Raw genomic sequence first — 16,183 nt, forward strand, 5'->3', positions numbered from 1 at the left:
GGCAACTTTTGTGACGGGAATCGGCCCGCACGCGGTCGGCACGCGGAAACGCGTCACAAAAGTGGCGCGCGGAGCAAGCGAGCAGGCGGACGGAGCGGGCGAACGGCAACCCGTCACAAAAGTCGCGGGGGCGCGCGGCGCACCGTTGACTGTGTGGCATGCGAACTCTCGTGACGGGGTCCACCGGGTACGTCGGCGGCAGGCTCGTGCCGCAGCTGCTGGACGCCGGCCACGACGTGCGCGTGCTGGTGCGCGATGAGCGGAAGGCGCGGGCACACCCGTGGGCCGACCGCGTCGAGATCGTCGTGGGCGACGCGACGAAGGCCGAGGACGTGCGCCGCGCGTGCGAGGACGTCGACGTCTTCTACTACCTGCTGCACTCGATCGGCTCCGGCGGGGACCTCGTGCGCACCGAGCACGAGATGGCCGCGACGATCGCCGAGGCCGCGAAGGCCGCGGGCGTCAGGCGCATCGTCTACCTCTCGGGCATGGTGCCCAAGGACGAGGAGATGTCCGAGCATCTGCGCTCGCGCGACGAGGTGGCCCGCGTGCTGCTGGACTCCGGCGTGCCGACCGCGGTGCTGCAGGCCGGCATCATCATCGGCTCGGGCTCGGCGTCCTTCGAGATGCTGCGGTACCTGACCGAGCGGCTGCCCGCGATGGTCACACCACGCTGGGTGGACTCCCGCACCCAGCCGATCGCGATCCGTGACGTGCTGCACCTGCTGGTGGGCTGCGTCGACCTGCCGCCGGACGTGAACCGCCGCTTCGACATCGGCGGCCCCGACGTCCTGACCTACCTCGAGATGATGCAGGGGTACGCGAAGGTCGCGGAGCTCCCCCGGCGGCGGATCCTGCGGGTCCCGGTCCTGTCGCCGAGCCTCTCGAGCCACTGGGTCGGCCTCATCACCCCCGTGCCGGCGGACCTCGCGCGGCCACTCGTCGAGAGCCTGCGCAACACGGTGGTCGCGCAGGAGGACGACATCTGGCGGTACGTGCACCTCCCGCCCGGGGGACTCACGGGGTTCCAGCGGGCCGTGGAGCTGGCGCTCACGAAGATCCGTGACCTCGACGTGCCCACGCGGTGGACCTCCGCCGCGACCCGGGGCGCCCCCTCGGAGCCGCTGCCCGAGGACCCCGACTGGGCCGGCGGCTCGCTCTACACCGACGAGCGCACCCGCGAGGTCGCCGCGTCACCCGAGGACCTGTGGGCGGTCATCGAGGGCATCGGCGGCGACCACGGCTGGTACTCGTGGCCGCTGGCGTGGCAGGTGCGCGGCCTGATCGACCGCGCCTTCGGCGGTCCGGGCCTGCGGCGCGGTCGCCGTGACCACAGCAGGCTCGTGGTCGGCGACGCCGTGGACTTCTGGCGGGTCGAGGAGGAGGTCGAGGGCGAGTTCCTGCGCCTGCGGGCCGAGATGAAGGTGCCGGGGCTGGCGTGGCTCGAGCTGCGCGTGGGCTCGGACGACTCGGGCACCACCTCGTTCCACCAGCGGGCGCTGTTCCACCCGCGTGGCCTGCTGGGGCACCTGTACTGGTGGGCGGTCGCGCCCTTCCACGGCCTGATCTTCGGGGGCATGCAGCGCAACGTGGCCAAGGCCGCGGAGTCGCGCGCCTGATCGTCGGATTCGCGCCCCCGGGGACGGGGGCGTATCAGCGCGGGGACACGCGGGTCATGGGAGGTCGTGCCCGATCGGGCTCCAAGTCACCCCCAAGTCGGACGCAAGGTCTCGGGCCGACTGTCGGTGGCAGGAACCATCCCCCCACTGAAGGAACCGAGACAGATGTCCTCCCTTTTGTACCGCTTCGGCCGCACGACGGCCCTGCACCCGTGGCGCACGATCGTCGGCTGGTTGATCCTGGCCTCGCTCGTGTTCGCCGCCAGCTCAGCGTTCGGTGGCTCGACCCAGGACGACTGGAACGTGCCCGGCGCCGAGTCCCAGCGCGGGATCGAGCTGCTGCGCGACCACCTGCCCGACGCCGGCAACGCCTCCGCGAACGTCGTGGTCCACGACGACCGGGCGATCCCGCCGGCCGTCCTGGCCTCGCTCGGCGAGCGTCTCCAGGACGTCGCCCACGTCTCCAGCGTGAGCCCGCCCCGCCTGAGCGCCGACGGCCACACGGCCGTCGTGCACCTCGCGTACGACACCGAGGTGACCCATCCCGACCTCATGGGCGACATCGAACCGCTCGAGAAGGCCGTCGAGGCCACCCAGGATGCCGGCTACCAGGTCGAGCTCGGCGGCGACCAGCCGGCGACCGCCAGCGCGCCCATCAAGGGGTACGGCGAGCTCATCGGCGTGGGTGCCGCCCTGCTGATCCTGCTGATCGCCTTCGGATCGGCCGTCGTCGCGGGGCTGCCCGTCCTGGTCGCGGTCGCCGGACTCGCGGTCGGCTCGGCCGGCGTCACGCTCCTGGCCGCCACGATGGACGTCTCGACCTCGGCCCCGATGGTCGCGTCGATGGTGGGCCTGGGGGTCGGCATCGACTACGCCCTGCTGCTCGTCAGCCGGCACGCCGAGTTCCTGGCGCAGGGTCACTCCGTCGAGGAGGCCGCCGGGCGCAGCCTCGCGACCGCCGGCAAGTCCGTCGTGTTCGCGTCGCTGACGGTCCTCATCTCGCTGCTGGGCCTGGGCCTGACCGGCCTGCCGACGTTCGCGACGTTCGGCTGGGCCACCGCGATCGCGGTCGTCTCGGTCATGCTCACGGCGCTGACCCTGGTGCCCGTGCTGTGCCGGTTCGCCGGACGCAAGGTGCTCTCCCGCGGCGTGCGCCGTGGCCGGGTGCCCACTGAGCGCCCGCTCACGGCTCGCTGGGCGGAGCGCGTCACGAAGCGCCCGTTGCTGTGGGCCCTGCTCGGCACGACCGTGATGATCGCGCTGGCGGCCCCCGTGCTCGACATGCGCACGTGGCCCCAGGACGACGGCAACCAGACGACCGAGGCGACCACGCGTCGCGCGTACGACCTGACGGCCGACGCGTTCGGGCCGGGAGCCACCGGACCGATCTCGATCGTCGTGGACCACGCGAGACTCGACGCCTCCGAGGTGGCCTCCGTGCGCAGCACCCTCGAGGGCAACGACCAGCTCGTGTCCGTCTCCCCCGCGATCCCCTCGCCGGACGGAGCGATCACCGTGCTCACGGCGGAGCCTGCGTTCGGTCCCGCCGACGCCCGCACCTCCGGCCTGGTGGAGGACCTGCGGGCCGACCTGCCCTCGGGCGTGGAGGTCACCGGCCAGACGCCGTTGTTCGCCGACCTCGCGGAGATGCTGTCGCACCGGTTGTGGGTCGTCATCGGGTTCGTCGTGGCGGTCTCGGTGCTGCTGCTGATGCTCGTGTTCCGCTCGGTGGTGATCCCGCTCAAGGCGGCCGTCATGAACCTGCTGTCGATCGGCGCCGCTTACGGCGTCATGACCGCGGTGTTCCAGTGGGGCTGGGGGGCGAGCCTGCTCGGCATCGACCACGCCGCGCCCGTGTCCAGCTGGGTGCCGATCCTGATCTTCGCGATCCTGTTCGGCCTCTCGATGGACTACGAGGTGTTCCTGCTGAGCCGCATCCGTGAGAAGTGGCTCGACACCGGCGACTCCACGGCGAGCATCGTGCACGGCCTGGCCGCGTCGGGCAAGGTCATCACCGCCGCCGCGGCGATCATGGTCTTCGTGTTCCTCGGGTTCGCGACCGAGGGAGACCTCGTGGTCAAGATGCTGGGCCTGGGCATGGCGACGGCCGTGTTCCTCGACGCGACGGTCGTGCGGATGATCCTCGTGCCGGCCACGATGACCCTGCTCGGGAAGTGGAACTGGTGGCTGCCGGCGTGGCTCGACCGGGCCCTGCCGCAGGTCGACGTGGAGGGAGACGTGGAGGGCGACGAGCGCGAGCTCGTCACCACCCGCTGACGCCTCAATAGCCGCTCTGCTCAGTAACCGCTCTGCTCAATAACCGAACTGGTCCCGCTGGTCGCGCAGTCGCTGCGCGGCCAGCGGGATCTGCCACTGCTCGCACAGCTCCGCGGCCCGGTCGGCGTGGACCCGCGCGGTCGCGAGGTCGCCGAGCGCCGCGTGCGCGGCCGCGATGTAGTGGTCGACGGGGCCCGAGGCGTTGCCCGACCCCGCCGAGCAACTGGAGCCCGGGAACGGCGCGATCCGCGCCAGCGCGTCGGCGGCCAGGGCCCGGTCCCCGACGTACAGGGCCGCCTCGGCCGCGTTGCACCACGCCAGCATCGAGAACCAGTCGTCGTGATCGAGGTCCACGGCGTACCGCCGCAGGTGGTCGCGCGCGTCGTCCACCCGGCCGGCGCGACACAGCAGCGCCGCGGTGACGGAGGTCAGGGGAAGGGGGTCGCTCTCCTCCATCGCCACGAGGAGGTCCACGACGTCCCCGGCGCGCCCGCTCCAGACGGTGAGCACGAGCTCGGCGCCGAGGATCGCCACGTCGGACTGCGGCAGCGTGACCGTCCGCTCGAGGCGCCGCATCCGCTCGAGCGCCGTGGCGCACTCCTCGAACCGGCCGGCCATCGCGAGCCACGGGATCTCGAGCCCGTCGAGGACGAGCTGCGCGTACGCCAGTCGCAGCCGGTCGGCCTCGACCCGCGTCTGCGCGATGACCTCGCGCATTTGCAGCGGACGGCCCGCCTCGCCGAGCGCGACGGCCTGCAGGGTCGCGGAGATCACCACGTCGCGGTCGCGGCCGAGCTCGCGGGCGAGCCGGGCCGACTCCCCCGCCCACGCGGCGCGCTCCTCGGCGGTGCTCGCCGTCCAGAGCGCGGCCACCCCGACCTGGGCGACGTCGACCATGAGGCCGGGGTCGCCCAGGTCGTCGGCCATGGCCCGAGCCCGGGCGACCAGGTCGGCGCGCTCGGCGAAGGGCGCGGTGTAGTACTGCTCGCTCGCCAGCGCGGCCAGCACACGACAGCGCAGGGCGGACGGCTCGGGGGGCAGGTCGGCGAGCGCCTTCCTCAGCGCCGCGACCACGACCTCGTTCACCTGACCGTGGTGGCTGGCCTGCCACAGCGCCCCCTGGGTGGTGGCGAGCGCGGCCCGGGCGAGCAGCTCGGGGTCGCCGAGCGCGCGGGCCTCGCCGATGGCCTCGGCGACGTCGGCGGCGAGCTCGGTCCAGCGCGCCGACCAGCGGTGGGCGTCGGCCAGCTCCATCAGCGCGTCGAAGCGGTCGCGCGGCGTGGCCTCGGGGTCGGACGACATCGCGCCCAGGGCTGCGGAGAGCAGGTCCGCCCGGTCCTCGTGGGCGTGCAGCACGCGGGCTGCCTCCGCCGCGCGCTCGGCCGCGCGCCACGCCGTGGCCGCGTGGGCCGGGCCCGCGGCCAGCCAGTGCCGGGCCTCCTCCGACGGCCGACCCGCGCCCGTGATCGCCGTGGCCACCACCGCGTGCCGGCGGGCACGCCGCGACGCCGAGAGTCCCGCGTAGAGGCTGTCGCGCACGAGCGCGTGGGCGAACGAGTACCGGTCGATCCCCTCCTCCGCGACCAGACCGGCCTCGACGGCCGGCTCGAGCAGGTCCAGCACGCCCTCGTCGTCGGTGCCCAGCACGGCGCCGAGGGTCGGACCGTCGAACTGCCGGCCCATGACCGCCGCGGTGCCCAGCGCGGCTCGGGTGTCCTCGGGCAGCCGGGCGAGCCGGCGGGTGAGCACGTCCTGGACCGCCCGGGGCGTGTCGTCCTCGGCGAGCAGCGCCGCCAGGTCGCCGCGCTCACCGGCCAGCCGGGCGTACTCGACGAGGAAGAAGGGGTTGCCGTCGGTGCGCTCGTGCAGCGCCTCCACCTGGTCCCGGGAGGGAGCCGAGTCCGCCACCCCGACGACGATCTCGGCGACCTCGTCCGGCCCGAGGCCCGACAGCTGCAGGCGCACCGCGTGCCGGCGGGCGAGCGCCTCGGCCGCGTCGGCGAACAGGCCCGAGGGCTCGGGGTGGTCGCGCCACGTCGCCACCACCAGCAGCCGGGCGTCGGTGACGGACTCGGCGAGCAGCATCAGGCAGCGCAAGCTCGCGGGGTCGGCCCAGTGCAGGTCCTCGAGGACCACCACGACCGCCTGCCGCCGCGCCTCCTCTCGCACGGCGGCGAGGATCGCCTCGCGCACCCGGAAGCCGTCGGCGACGTCGGTGACGTCCGGGAAGTCGAGCCCGAGGCCCTCGAGGACCGACCGCCACGGCCACAACGGAGGCGCGCCCTCGTCGCTCGAGCACCGGCCCACAGCGACCACGGCGCCCGCCGCCGAGGCCCGGAGCCCGAGCTCGGCGGCGAGCCGGCTCTTGCCGATGCCGGGCTCGCCGGTGATCGCGGCGAAGGAGGTAGCTCCGGCGAGGGCGGCGTCGAGACTGCGCGCGAGAGCCGCGAGCTGGTGGTCGCGGCCCACCATCGGCCACGGCGCGGAGACAGACGAGCCCTCGTCCGCGTCCGGTTCCGGGGGCGGGCTCCAGTCCAGCGCGGAGTCCTGGCGCAGCAGCGCGGTCTGCAGGCGCTGCAGCTCGGCGCCCGGCTCGATGCCGAGCTCGTCGTCGAGCACGGCGCGCACCCGGCGCAGCACCTCGAGCGCCTCCGCCTGGCGTCCGGACCGCGCGAGGGCGAGGGCGCGCAGGCCCCACAGCCGCTCGCGCAGCGGATGGGCCGTCGTCAGTGCCTCGAGCTCGGCAGCGGCCGTCGCGTGGCGGCCCAGGGCGAGCGCCGCGACCGCCCGGTCCTCCAGCGCGACCAGCCGCAGCTCCTCGAGTCGCGCGCGCTCGGCCACCGCGGCCGGCGCGTCGCCGAGCTCCGCGTACGGAGTGCCGCGCCACCGCCCCAGGGCCGTGGCGAGCGTCGCGTCCACCTCCTCGAGCTGGGCGCGTGGGGGCCGGTCCGACTCCAGCAGGCGGTGGGCCGCGGCGACCTCGAGCTCGAAGGCGTGGGCGTCGACGTCCTGCGCCGGCACGTGCAGCGCGTAGCCGGGCGCGACCGTGACGAGCACCTCCGCGGGGGCGCGACGGGCGCGGCCGGGCTCGAGGACCTTGCGCAGTCCCGAGACGTAGGCCTGCAGCGTCGTCGCGACACCGGGTGGAGGGGCGTCGCCCCACACGAGGTCCACGATCGTGTCGACCCCGACCGGCCGACCGCCGGAGAGCGCGAGCGCGGCGACGAGCGTGCGCTGCCGGGGCGTGCCGAGATCGAGGTCGGCACCGTCGGCCGAGACGGCCACGGGCCCCAGCACCCTGAGCTCCACAGTCGAAGCATAGGGACGCGCCCGGGCCACCGACAGGGATCGCAGGAATGAGAAATCGCCCGTCCTCGCGGGCTCCAAGCCAGCTCCCAGTCGGTATCAAGCCCTCCGGCCGATGCTCTCGGGGACAGGAAGCGAATCCCCCCACCAAGGAGCACCACCGTGTCCATCAACGAAACCATCGACCAGCTCGAGCGCCCGGCCGACCGCCTGCGCGGACTGGCCGGCGGCGCCGTCCACCTGCCCGGCGACCCCGGGTACGACGTCGCACGAGCCGCCTGGAATCTCGCCGTCGACCAGCGTCCCGCCGCCGTGGCCGTCCCGCGCGACGCCGACGACGTCGCCCGGATCGTGCGTGCCGCGCACGCCGCGGGCCTGCGGGTCGCGCCGCAGAGCACCGGCCACAACGCCGGGCCGCTCGTGGCCGGAGGCCTCGACGACGTCGTGATCGTCCGCACGAGCGAGCTGAACGACGTCAGTGTCGACCCCGAGCGCCGCATCGTGCGCGTCGGCGGTGGCACCGTCTGGCTGCCTGCCGTGAAGGCGGCGGCCGAGCACGGCCTGACCGTCCTGCACGGCTCCTCGGTCGACGTCGGCATCGCCGGCTACAGCCTCGGCGGCGGCATGGGCTGGTACGCCCGCAAGCTCGGGCTCGCGGCGAACAGCCTCACGGCCGTGGAGATCGTCCTGGCGAACGGCGACCTCGTGCGCGCCGACGCCGAGCACCACGCCGAGCTGTTCTGGGCCGTCCGCGGAGGCGGCGGCAACTTCGGCATCGTCACGGCGCTGGAGTTCCGCGCGTACGACTTCAGCACCGCCTACGCCGGCCTGATGATGTGGGACGTCTCGATGGCCCCGCGCGTGCTGGACATGTGGCGGGCCTGGGCGCCGGTCGCGCCCGACGAGGTGACCACGTCGTTCCGCATCCTGCGGATCCCCCCGATCCCCGAGATGCCGGACTTCCTCCGCGGCCGCACCATCGTCGTCATCGACGGTGCGGTCCTGGCCGACGACGAGCGGGCCGCCGAGATCCTCGCCCCGCTGCGGGCGCTCGAGCCCGAGCTCGACACGTTCGGGCGGGTTCCGAGCGAGACCCTCGTGCACCTGCACATGGATCCGGAGGGGCCGGCGCCCGGCATCATCCGCTCGACGATGCTGCGCGAGCTCGACGACGAGGGCGCGGAGGCGTTCCTGGGCCTGTTCGGCCCCGGGGTCGAGACGCCCCTCATGATCGCCGAGCTGCGCCAGCTGGGCGGCGCTCTCGGCCGCCCTCACGAGGGCGGCGGCGTGCTGACGCACCTCGAGGGCGAGTTCGCCTTCGTGTGCGGGGGCATGGCACCCACGCCGGAGCTCGGGTCGATGATCGCGTCGGCCGGGGAGCACGCCGTCGCGGCGCTCCGGCCGTGGTCGAACGGGCGGTCGTACCTCAACTTCGCCGAGGAGCCGACCGACGCCCGCACGGCCTACGCCGACGATGCGTGGCTGCGGCTGGCCGCGATCCGCTCCGCGGTGGACCCCGACGGCGTGTTCGTCGCGAACCACGCGATCCCGCGGCTGTACGAGAACGGCCGGCCCACCCGCTGACCGCGTCCGAGCCCGCCGGGACCTCACGGTCGCGGCGGGCTCTCGCCGTGGAGCCCGGTTGCAGGCGCCTGCGCGGAGGGCCAGAGTCGTGGCCATGAGCCTGTTCCGCACGAAGACCGTCGAACAGTCGATCGCGGAGACGGACGAGCCCGAGCACCGACTCAAGCGGGAGCTCACCGCCCGCGACCTGATGGTCTTCGGCGTCGGCGTCATCATCGGCACCGGCATCTTCGTGCTCACCGGCCAGGAGGCGCACAACCACGCCGGCCCGGCGATCGTCATCAGCTTCCTCATCGCCGGCGCCGTCTGCGCCCTCGCCGCGCTCTGCTACGCCGAGTTCGCGGCGACAGTGCCGGTGGCCGGCAGCGCGTACACCTTCAGCTACGCCACCCTCGGCGAGTTCATCGCCTGGATCATCGGCTGGGACCTGCTGCTCGAGCTGGCCCTCGGCGCGGCCGTGGTGGCCCGGGGCTGGTCTGGCTACCTCCAGGAGCTGCTCGAACTGCCCACCCAGGTGGCCGGCGACGAGGCGGTCGTGGACGTCGCCGCCATGGGCATCGTCGTGCTGCTGTCGTTCCTGGTGATCGCCGGCACGAAGCTGTCCAGCTCGGTCACGAGCGTCTTCGTGCTGATCAAGGTCGCGGTCGTGCTCTTCGTCATCGTCGCCGGCCTGTTCCTCGTCAAGGCGGCGAACTACACCCCCTTCATCCCGCCCGCGCAGGAGCAGGAGCTGGCGAAGGGCGCCGACCAGCCCCTCATCCAGGCTGTCTTCGGCATGGCCCCGACCGCGTTCGGGGTCATGGGCATCGTCGCGGCGGCCTCGGTGGTGTTCTTCAGCTACATCGGCTTCGACGTGGTGGCCACCACCGCCGAGGAGACCAGGAACCCCCAGCGCGACGTGCCCCGCGGCATCCTCGGCTCCCTGCTGATCTGCACCGTGCTCTACATGGCCGTGTCGTTCGTCATCACCGGGATGCTGCCCTACACCGACGACCGGATGAACACCGGCGCCCCGCTGGCCGAGGCGTTCTCGGCGAACGGGATCGAGTGGGCGGCCAACCTGATCTCGCTGGGCGCCGTCGCCGGCATGACCACGACGATCCTCGTGCTGCTGCTGGGCCAGTCGCGCATCCTGTTCGCGATGTGCCGGGACGGGCTGCTGCCGCGCGGCCTGGCGAAGGTGCACCCGAAGTACGGCACGCCGCACCGCATCACGATCATCACCACCGCCTTCGTGGCGATCCTCGCGGGCTTCGTGCCGCTGGCCGAGCTCAGTCATCTGGTGAGCATCGGCACGCTGTTCGCGTTCGTGCTGGTCTCGGCCGGCGTGCTGATCCTGCGTCGCACGCGGCCCGACCTGGAGCGGGCGTTCAAGGTGCCGTTCGCACCCCTCGTGGCGGGAGGGTCGATCCTGACCTGCATCTGGCTCATGTTGAACCTGTCGCTGCTCACGTGGGAGCGCTTCGCGATCTGGATGGCGATCGGCATCGTCATCTACTTCGCCTACGGCCGCCGGAACTCGCGGCTGGCTCAGAGCAGCTCGACGCGGTAGGACAGCTCCTCGCGCCCGCCCGGCGGCACCACCGCGTTGCCGGGCTTGCCGGCGAACTGGCCCACGTAGTCGGTCGGGGCGGGCCGGCCGCGCCACGGCTCGATGCACACGAACCGCGCGCCGGGCACCGACCACAGGGTGATCCCGGTGAACCCCTCCCAGGTCAGCCGGACCTGGCGACCGGCTCCGGAGGAGTAGACCAGTCCGCGACTGGCGACCTCGGGCATGATCACCGCGCCGTCGGTGAACCACGCGTCGTTGAGGGTCACCACGTGGTCCCAGGCGGGGTTGTCGAATCGCTCGTCGGTGAGCAGGTTGTCCACCACCCGGCGCACGGGGGCCGTCTCGGGCTCGTCGAACCGCACCTGGTGCATCGAGCGGGGCTGGTCGTCCTCGAGCGGCCACACGAACGCCGGGTGGGACCCGAGGTCGAACGGCATCGGCTCGTCGCCGCGGTTCTCCACGGTGTACTGCACCGAGAGGCTGCGTCCCTCCACGGTGTACGTCACCGCCAGCGCGAAGTCGAAGGGGTAGTGCCGCCGCGTGTCCTCGTCGGCGACCAGCACGAAGGACGCACGGTCGTGCGTGCTGTCGACCACGGTCCACTCGCGATCACGGGCGAAGCCGTGCTGCGGCATCGGGAAGGTCTGGTCGCCCACCCGGATGCGGTCGTCGGGCACGCGGCAGATCACGGGGAACAGCACGGGGGCGTGACGCCGCCACGGCTCGTCGCCCGACCAGAGGTACTCGTGATCGTCCTGGTCGCGGATCGAGACGGGCTCCGCCCCGTGGGGCGCGACGGCGACGGTGATCTCGCGGTCATGCAGGACGAGGGAGGTCATGTCACCGACGGTAGACACCGAACCCCTCCGGCCGCACGTCAAACGACCTCGACATCATCAACGTCACATCAGTCGGTGGCGACGCCACGGTCACCACCACCCACGACGAAGCCCCGGTCCAGGTGGACCGGGGCTTCGTCGTGCGGAGTGTGATCAGGCGAACTTCTCGCCCTTCTCGGCCTTCTCGAGCAGCAGCGCGGGCGGGGTGAACCGCTCGCCGTACTTCTCGGCCAGCTCCTGCGCGCGCTCGGCGAACGCCTTGACGCCGATCTCGCCCGTGGCGGACTCGTAGCCGTTCACGTACTGCAGCGCGCCACCGTGGACCGGCGGGAAGCCGATGCCGAAGATGGAGCCGATGTTGGCGTCGGCCACCTGGCGGATGACGCCCTCCTCGAAGCAGCGGACCGTCTCGATCGCCATGATGAACGTCAGGCGCTCCTTGATGTCCTCGAGCGGCACGTCGACGTCTTCCTTGACGAACAGGTTCCACAGCTCGGGCCACAGGAACTTCTTGCCGCCCTCCGGGTACTCGTAGAAGCCGGCACCGGCGGCCTTGCCCGGGCGACCGAGCTCGACCAGCTTGTTGACGACCTCGGACGCGGGCGTGACGGGCAGCTCCTTGCCCTCGGCGGCAGCGGCCTTGCGGGCCTCGCCCTCGATCTTCTGCTGCAGCGTCAGCGAGACCTCGTCGGACATCGCCAGCGGCTGACCGGGGAAGCCGGCCAGCTGCGCGGCGCGCTCGATCGTGACGGGGTCGACGCCCTCGGCGAGCATCTCGACGCCCTCCATCACGAGCGTGCCGAACACGCGCGAGGTGAAGAAGCCGCGGCTGTCGTTGACGACGATCGGGATCTTGCGGATCTGCTTCGTGAAGTCGATCGCGCGGGCCAGGGCCTCGTCGGAGGTCTTCTCGCCCACGATGATCTCGACGAGCTGCATCTTGTCGACCGGGCTGAAGAAGTGGATGCCGATGAAGTCCTCGGGACGCTGGACGCCCTCGGCGAGGGTGGTGATCGGCAGCGTCGACGTGTTCGACCCCAGCAGCGCGTCGCCGTTGACGATCGGCTCGAGCTCGGCGAAGACGCTGTGCTTGAGCTCGACCGACTCGAAGACGGCCTCGACCACGAAGTCGCAGCCGGCGAGGTCGGCGTAGTCGGCCGTGGGCTGGATGCGGGCCAGGATCTCGTCCTTCTTCTCCGCCGTGAGGCGACCCCGCTCGACCTGCTTGGTGAGCAGGTTGTCGGAGTAGCTCTTGCCCTTCTCGGCGGCCTCGACGCTGACGTCCTTCAGGACGACCTCGATGCCCGCGCGAGCGGCCTCGTAGGCGATGCCCGCGCCCATCATGCCGGCGCCGAGGATGGCCAGCTTCTCGGCCTTGCGCTCCGCGACGCCCACCGGACGCGACCCACCGGCGTTGATCGCGCCGAGGTCGAAGAAGAACGCCTGCGTCATGTTCTTGAACTGCTGGCCGATCAGCAGGTTGACCAGGTAGCGCGACTCGATCCGGCTGGCGGTGTCGAAGTCGACCTGGGCGCCCTCCACGACGGCGCTCATGATGTGGCGCGGCGCGATGTACGGCGCACCCTTGAGCTGCTTCTTGAGGTTGGCCGGGAAGCTGGGCAGGAACGCCGCCAGCTTGGGGTTGCTCGGCGTGCCGCCGGGGATCTTGTGACCCGGACGGTCCCACGGCTGGGTGGCCGCCTCCTCGTTGCCGGCGTTGGCCTCGACCCAGGCGCGCGCCGAGGACAGCAGCTCGCCGGCCGGGACGATCTCGTCGATCAGGCCGATCTTGAGCGCCTTCTCGGGCTTGTTGCGCTGGCCCTGCAGCAGGACGTTCATCAGCGCGTCCTGGATGCCGAACATGCGGGTGGTGCGGGTGACGCCGCCGCCACCGGGCAGCAGGCCGAGGGTGACCTCGGGCAGGCCGATCTCGTAGCGACCCTCCGCCGCGATGCGGTGGTGGCACGCCAGCGCGATCTCGAGGCCGCCACCGAGGGCGGCGCCGTTGATCGCCGCGACGACGGGCTTGCCGATCGTCTCGAGCTTGCGCAGCGTGGCCTTGATCGACTCGACGTTGTCGAACAGCGTCTGCGCGTCGGCCGGGGTGGCCTGGGTCATCAGCTTGAGGTCGCCGCCGGCGAAGAAGGTCTTCTTCGCGCTGGCGATGACGACGCCCTTGATGGCGTCGCCGTCACGGGCGATCTCGTCGGCGAGACGGTTCACCGCCGCCTCCATCGAGGCGCGGTAGGTCTCGTTCATCGTGTTGGCGCTCTGGTTCGGGTCGTCGATCGTCAGGGTGACGATGCCGTTCTCGACCTCGTAGCGCACCGCGTCGGTTGCAGTCATACGTATTCCTTCGAAGTGTGGGGTCGGACGGATCAGATGCGCTCGACGATGGTGGCGATGCCCATGCCGCCGCCGATGCACAGCGTGGCCAGGCCGTAGCGCTTCTCACGACGCTCCAGCTCGTCGACGAGCGTGCCCAGGATCATCGCGCCGGTCGCACCCAGCGGGTGGCCCATCGCGATCGAGCCGCCGTTGACGTTGGTGCGGTCGTGCGGGAAGTCGTCGAGGTCGCGCATGAGCTTGAGCGCGACGGCGGCGAAGGCCTCGTTGATCTCGAGCAGGTCAATGTCCTCGATCGACAGGCCGGCCTTGTCCAGCGCCTTGCGGCACGCGGGGCCGGGGCCCGTCAGCATGATCGTGGGCTCGGAGCCGATGACGGCGGTCGAGACGATGCGGGCGCGCGGCGTGAGGCCGTGGCGGGCGCCGGCGTTCTCGTTGCCGATCAGCACCAGGGAGGCGCCGTCGACGATGCCCGAGCTGTTGCCGGCGTGGTGGACGTGGTTGATCCGGTCGACGTCGACGTAGCGCTGGAGCGCGACGGCGTCGAAGCCACCGAGGTCGCCGATGTCGGCGAACGAGGGCTTGAGGCCCGACAGGGACTCGACCGTGGTGCCCTCGCGCACGAACTCGTCGTGGTCGAGGATCGTCAGGCCGCTGAGGTCCTTGACCGGCACGATCGACTTGTCGAAGTAGCCGTTGGCGATCGCCTTGGCCGCGCGGGCCTGCGACTCGGCGGCGAACGTGTCGACGTCCTCCCGGCTGTAGCCCTCGATCGTCGCGATCAGGTCGGCGCCGATGCCCTGGGGCGCGAAGCCGGTGTCGAGCGAGGTCTTGGGGTCCATCGCCCAGGCGCCGCCGTCCGAGCCCATGGGCACGCGGCTCATGGACTCGACGCCGCCGGCGATGATCAGGTCCTCCCAGCCGGACTTCACGCGCGAGGCGGCCTGGTTGACCGACTCCAGGCCCGAGGCGCAGAAGCGGTTGAGCTGCACGCCGGCGACCTGCTGGCCGAAGCCGGCGGCGAGCACGGCGGTGCGGGCGATGTCGGCGCCCTGGTCGCCCACGGGCGACACGACGCCGAGGACGACGTCGTCGACCTGGTTCGGGTCGAGGTCGGGGTTGCGCACCTTGATCTCGTCGAGCAGGCCGGTGACCAGCGAGATCGGCTTGACCTCGTGGAGCGACCCGTTCTTCTTGCCGCGCCCGCGGGGGGTACGGATGGCGTCGTAGATGAATGCCTCGGTCATGGATGTCCTCACAACGGATGGAAGCGTTGGCGATGATTCTGACACCATTACTGTCAGAGTCGCCACATACCCCCAGTATTCCACCGGATCGAAGCAGGATCCACGCGTGCGGACCGGCTCAGGAGCCGGGGATCACCAGGCCGGCCAGCAGCACGCCGAGCACGACGAGCACGACCGCGGCGAGCATCGCGAAGGCCGCACGGGCCACCGGCGAGCCGCTGGAGGCGGCCCGCACCGCCCCGAAGCCGAGCACCGCGCCCGCCACGTCGGCGACCACGTCGAGCAGCGATGCCGTGCGGTCGAGGGGACCGAGCCCCTGCGCCAGCTCGATCGCGACGGCGATCACGAGGCCGACGGCGACGGCGACCAGCACCGAGGACCTCGGCAGCGCCACCGCCACCACCGCACCGACGGGGACGAAGAACAGCGTGTTGGCCAGGACCTCGGCCCCTTCGACCACCCGGGAGGCCGGCACGGAGAGCACGTCGGCGATCGCCGTGGTGAGCGGCCAGGTCTCCACGCCGAGCCCGGAGTCCACGTGCCGGGGCCACAGGGCGATCGCCGCCGCCAGCACGACGTAGAGCACGGCCAGCGCGATCACGGCGCGGGGCACCGGGGGCCGTGGCTGCTGCATTGGCCGAGCGTAGGGCAGGGCGCGGGCGGATCGGGCTAGTCTCGACAGCGTGAACGACGCCCCCGAGTCGATCGGCATCGAGCAGCTGGCCGAGCGGGTCGGCATGTCCGTGCGCACCGTGCGGTTCTACGCCGGCCGTGGCCTGATCCCGCCGCCGCGACGCGCGGGGCGCAACGGCTACTACGGCGCCGACCACATCGTCCGGCTCGAGCTCGTGCGGGAGCTGCAGGCCCACGGCTTCACGCTGCAGGCGATCGAGGGATACCTCGAGAAGATCCCGGCCGACGCGGGTCCCGACCAGGTGGCCCTGCACCGCACCCTCCTCGCGCCCTGGATGCCCGAGCTGCCCGAGACGCTGGAGCGCCCCGCGCTGGAGAAGCGCGCCGGGCGCGAGCTCTCCGACGAGGACCTCGAGCTGCTGATCGCCCTGGGAGTCATCGAGCCGACCCCGGACGAGGACGTCTTCCGCCTCGCTCCCGCCCACCTCGCGGTGGGCATGGGCTTCCTCGACGCCGAGCTGCCGATCGACGCGGCCCACGCGGCCCGAAAGCTGATCCTCGCCCACGGCACCGCGCTCGCCGACGAGCTGACCGCCCTCTTCCGCACGCAGGTGTGGCCGTACCTCACGTCCTCGGGCCAGCCGCCGGAGATCATCACGTCGATGATCGAGCGCTTCAAGCCGCTGACGATCCAGGCCTTGGTGACGGCGTACGAGCAGGCGGTCGACGAGCAGAAGCGCGAGACGGTGCGACGCCGTAGCTGAGCCGGGCGCCTCG

Annotated in this window: 10 protein-coding genes; 5 read left to right on the forward strand and 5 right to left on the reverse strand. The window is 72.1% G+C overall.

The features are described from left to right. Positions 1-158: 158 nt before the first annotated feature. Together ACY1JX_RS09505 and ACY1JX_RS09510 are read left to right on the forward strand one after the other, a co-directional pair. On the forward strand, positions 159-1,619 hold the full coding sequence (locus tag ACY1JX_RS09505; protein ID WP_462563829.1) for an SDR family oxidoreductase: 1,461 nt from the start codon (positions 159-161) through the stop codon (positions 1,617-1,619). Positions 1,620-1,784: 165 nt separating this feature from the next. Beyond that, positions 1,785-3,896 (forward strand): MMPL family transporter, encoded by a 2,112-nt coding sequence (locus tag ACY1JX_RS09510; protein ID WP_462563830.1) that lies wholly within the window; start codon positions 1,785-1,787, stop codon positions 3,894-3,896. A 36-nt stretch (positions 3,897-3,932) separates the two neighbouring features. Here ACY1JX_RS09510 and ACY1JX_RS09515 read toward each other — a convergent pair whose 3' ends face one another. After that, positions 3,933-7,205 (reverse strand): BTAD domain-containing putative transcriptional regulator, encoded by a 3,273-nt coding sequence (locus tag ACY1JX_RS09515; protein ID WP_462563831.1) that lies wholly within the window; start codon positions 7,203-7,205, stop codon positions 3,933-3,935. A gap of 159 nt (positions 7,206-7,364) precedes the next feature. On the opposite strand from ACY1JX_RS09515, the gene ACY1JX_RS09520 reads away from it, so the two are divergent. Continuing rightward, complete coding sequence (locus ACY1JX_RS09520; protein ID WP_462563832.1) at positions 7,365-8,786, forward strand: FAD-binding oxidoreductase; 1,422 nt, start codon at positions 7,365-7,367, stop codon at positions 8,784-8,786. A gap of 94 nt (positions 8,787-8,880) precedes the next feature. Next, entirely contained in the window at positions 8,881-10,338 is a 1,458-nt protein-coding gene (locus ACY1JX_RS09525) for an amino acid permease (RefSeq protein ID WP_462563833.1), read from the forward strand. Here ACY1JX_RS09525 and ACY1JX_RS09530 read toward each other — a convergent pair. The 4 genes from ACY1JX_RS09530 to ACY1JX_RS09545 all read right to left on the reverse strand — a co-directional run bounded on the left by ACY1JX_RS09530 (position 10,317) and on the right by ACY1JX_RS09545 (position 15,407). After that, entirely contained in the window at positions 10,317-11,180 is an 864-nt protein-coding gene (locus ACY1JX_RS09530) for an aldose 1-epimerase family protein (RefSeq protein ID WP_286930595.1), read from the reverse strand. The genes ACY1JX_RS09525 and ACY1JX_RS09530 overlap by 22 nt on opposite strands. Positions 11,181-11,333: 153 nt before the next feature. Further along, a complete protein-coding gene (locus ACY1JX_RS09535; RefSeq protein ID WP_462563834.1) occupies positions 11,334-13,526 on the reverse strand; it encodes a 3-hydroxyacyl-CoA dehydrogenase NAD-binding domain-containing protein in 2,193 nt (730 codons plus the stop codon). Between the two features lie 32 nt (positions 13,527-13,558). Continuing rightward, positions 13,559-14,773 (reverse strand): acetyl-CoA C-acetyltransferase, encoded by a 1,215-nt coding sequence (locus ACY1JX_RS09540; RefSeq protein WP_462563836.1) that lies wholly within the window; start codon positions 14,771-14,773, stop codon positions 13,559-13,561. Positions 14,774-14,891: 118 nt separating this feature from the next. Beyond that, positions 14,892-15,407: a VanZ family protein gene (locus tag ACY1JX_RS09545; RefSeq protein ID WP_462563837.1), complete on the reverse strand. Its 516-nt coding sequence runs from the start codon at positions 15,405-15,407 to the stop codon at positions 14,892-14,894. Between the two features lie 49 nt (positions 15,408-15,456). On the opposite strand from ACY1JX_RS09545, the gene ACY1JX_RS09550 reads away from it, so the two are divergent. Beyond that, entirely contained in the window at positions 15,457-16,170 is a 714-nt protein-coding gene (locus tag ACY1JX_RS09550) for a MerR family transcriptional regulator (protein ID WP_286930599.1), read from the forward strand. The last annotated feature ends 13 nt before the right edge of the window (positions 16,171-16,183 follow it).

It is taken from the genome of Aeromicrobium sp. JP4 (assembly GCF_054957925.1).

Bases quoted from the DNA above. Each gene is read 5' to 3' on its own strand.
- ACY1JX_RS09545 (WP_462563837.1), bottom strand. From the start codon at position 15,407: ATGCAGCAGCCACGGCCCCCGGTGCCCCGCGCCGTGATCGCGCTGGCC.
- ACY1JX_RS09540 (WP_462563836.1), bottom strand. From the start codon at position 14,773: ATGACCGAGGCATTCATCTACGACGCCATCCGTACCCCCCGCGGGCGC.
- ACY1JX_RS09525 (WP_462563833.1), top strand. From the start codon at position 8,881: ATGAGCCTGTTCCGCACGAAGACCGTCGAACAGTCGATCGCGGAGACG.
- ACY1JX_RS09530 (WP_286930595.1), bottom strand. From the start codon at position 11,180: ATGACCTCCCTCGTCCTGCATGACCGCGAGATCACCGTCGCCGTCGCG.
- ACY1JX_RS09505 (WP_462563829.1), top strand. From the start codon at position 159: ATGCGAACTCTCGTGACGGGGTCCACCGGGTACGTCGGCGGCAGGCTC.
- ACY1JX_RS09535 (WP_462563834.1), bottom strand. From the start codon at position 13,526: ATGACTGCAACCGACGCGGTGCGCTACGAGGTCGAGAACGGCATCGTC.
- ACY1JX_RS09510 (WP_462563830.1), top strand. From the start codon at position 1,785: ATGTCCTCCCTTTTGTACCGCTTCGGCCGCACGACGGCCCTGCACCCG.